General features: G+C 47.7%; 3 protein-coding genes. 2 read left to right on the top strand and 1 reads right to left on the bottom strand.

Translation table 11 applies throughout. The features are described from left to right. On the top strand, window positions 1-869 hold an 869-nt coding region (gene argF / locus KQJ18_RS23190), incomplete at its 5' end, for an ornithine carbamoyltransferase (protein WP_216422858.1). A gap of 109 nt (window positions 870-978) precedes the next feature. Here argF and KQJ18_RS23185 read toward each other — a convergent pair. Further along, window positions 979-1431, bottom strand: coding sequence for a YhcH/YjgK/YiaL family protein (locus KQJ18_RS23185; RefSeq protein WP_038636759.1), 453 nt, complete (start codon window positions 1429-1431; stop codon window positions 979-981). Between the two features lie 672 nt (window positions 1432-2103). Between KQJ18_RS23185 and KQJ18_RS23180 the strand changes: the two genes are divergently transcribed. Then, the coding region (locus KQJ18_RS23180; protein ID WP_253297558.1) for an arginine deiminase family protein at window positions 2104-2721 on the top strand (618 nt) is incomplete at its 3' end.

The following is a 2721-nucleotide window of genomic DNA, read 5'->3' as shown; positions in this document are numbered from 1 at the left end:
AAAATATCGCGCTCATCTTCGAAAAAGACTCGACTCGTACTCGTTGCTCTTTCGAAGTTGCCGCATACGATCAGGGCGCTCGCGTAACGTATCTCGGGCCAAGCGGCAGCCAGATTGGGCATAAAGAGTCGATTAAAGATACCGCCCGCGTACTCGGCCGCATGTACGACGGTATTCAGTATCGGGGTCACGGTCAGGAAGTGGTGGAAACGCTGGCGGAATATGCCGAGGTGCCGGTATGGAATGGATTAACTAACGAGTTTCATCCCACCCAGTTACTGGCGGATCTGTTAACTATGCAGGAACACCTGCCGGGTAAAGCATTTAATGAGATGACGTTAGTCTACACCGGCGATGCCCGTAACAATATGGGTAATTCGATGCTGGAAGCCGCCGCGTTAACCGGGTTAGATCTGCGTCTGGTTGCGCCGCAGGCCTGCTGGCCGGATGAGAGTTTGGTGGCAGAATGCAAAGCGCTGGCACAGAAAAACGGTGGCAATATTACGCTGACGGAAGATGTCGCCACGGGCGTAAAAGGTGCGGACTTCATCTACACCGACGTATGGGTGTCAATGGGCGAAGCGAAAGAGAAGTGGGCCGAGCGTATTGCGCTGCTGCGCAAATATCAGGTAAACAGCGCGATGATGGCGCTCACCGGCAATCCGCAGGTTAAATTTCTGCACTGCCTGCCCGCGTTCCATGACGATCAAACCACGCTTGGCAAACAAATGGCGCAACAGTACGGTTTGCACGGCGGGATGGAAGTGACCGACGACGTCTTTGAGTCACCCGCCAGCATCGTATTTGATCAGGCGGAAAACCGGATGCACACCATTAAAGCGGTAATGGTGGCGACGCTTTCCAAATGATAGCGTTGCGTGATTGATTTGCCGGATGGCGATGTTCAGCATCTTATCCGGCCTACAACCGCGCTCCCGTAGGCCGGGCAAGGCGAAGCTGCCCCCCCGGCAAACACGCTTATTCCACCCGCAATTTCACCACCGCTTTGCGTACCAGCGCCGGAGCGCCGACTGCGCACAGCGGTTTATGCACTTCCCCCGGATAGAACACCACAAAGTCACCTTCGTTCAGCACCACCGTTTTCTCCTGTGCCCCTTCCGGCAGGAAGGCAATGTCTTTATCCGCCAGCCAGTCAGTTTCCGGCGCGCCCGCAGGCTGCGTACTGAAGGTCATGCCTTCCTGCCCTTTGAGCAGGATCTGAATATCCAGATAGCGGGCATGATACTCGGCACGGCGCTGTGCAAACGGCTCCGTCATATCTTCGGCAATCAGATAAAACAGGCGATCGCCATCGATATCATGCTTACCCTTTTCCGTCGCATCCGTAACATGCGTTTTAATGTGCTCAATCGCCTGACGCAGCTCTTCCGGCAGCCAGGCACCCAGGTTGTGAATATTGCCGACAATCATCTCAAACCCCTTAATTAAAACATCGTTTCATTTTTGTTGTTATACGAAAAAACGGCCTGCCATACCACTCCTAATTACCGATATTTTGCGGCAACGCATGTTTATCGCTGATAATGTTAGATAGTTGTTAACCTAACGCATCAGGTTATGCATAAACACTGCATAACTCTTACCCTCTCATTTTTCTCTTTGCTGGTAACTTGCTGGTTTTGAACGTGTTATGATAAAACCCAGCCGTCGATCACAATTCACACCTCCCCCACTCGCTTTGTTCGCCACCATATTTATTTGGCAATAAACTGTCCCGTACAAATAATAGAATCACAGAACCGCATAAACATTCACCTCATAATAAAAAACACATAAAAATCAATTAATTATTAAATGCATATATTTTTAAAAATGTACATAAAATTAACATAGATAAATAACAAGACATATTCATGCGTAGCAATTCAGTTATTGTATTTATTATTTTTTAAAATCTCAGAGCCATCTCATATATTAGGAAAGCAAATTCAAATATCGAAACGACTGTGAAACAAATCACGTTTCCGTATCAAATAAGATCTAAATATAGATTCTGAAATCAGCTGAAAAATCATGACTGCAATAAATTGTATTTGCAGCCATCTCCTCTTTATTTTTTAAAATCGTATTAAAGGAATAATGATGGAAAAGCATTATGTCGGTTCTGAAATCGGTCAATTACGTAGCGTGATGCTGCATCGCCCTAATCTCAGCTTAAAAAGGCTGACGCCATCCAACTGCCAGGAGCTGCTTTTTGATGATGTGCTTTCGGTAGAACGTGCAGGTGAAGAGCACGACATTTTCGCCAACACGCTGCGCCAGGAGGGAATTGAGGTTCTGTTACTCACTGATTTATTAACACAAACCCTGGATATTCCCGACGCTAAAAGCTGGCTGCTGGATACGCAAATTTCTGATTATCGCCTTGGACCCACTTTCGCCGCCGATGTCCGCGCCTGGCTTGCGGACATGCAGCACCGGGAACTGGCACGGCATTTAAGCGGCGGGCTGACCTATGGCGAAATCCCTGCCTCTATAAAAAATATGGTGGTGGATACTCATGATATTAATGATTTTATTATGAAGCCATTGCCCAACCATCTATTTACCCGCGACACCTCCTGCTGGATATATAACGGTGTGTCGATTAATCCGATGGCTAAAACTGCCCGGCAACGAGAAACTAATAATCTGCGGGCGATTTACCGTTGGCACCCACAATTTGCCGATGGCGAATTTATTAAATATTTCGGTGATGAA

The organism is Citrobacter sp. S55_ASV_140 (assembly GCF_018919505.1).
GTDB classification, from domain to species: domain Bacteria; phylum Pseudomonadota; class Gammaproteobacteria; order Enterobacterales; family Enterobacteriaceae; genus Citrobacter; species Citrobacter werkmanii.
Note: the sequence above shows the minus strand (reverse complement) of the source record. Positions and strands in the feature narration are given on the sequence as shown.

What these genes read in the sequence shown, in the direction of transcription:
- KQJ18_RS23185 (WP_038636759.1), bottom strand. Translation starts at nt 1,431, where the DNA reads ATGATTGTCGGCAATATTCACAACCTGGGTGCCTGGCTGCCGGAAGAG.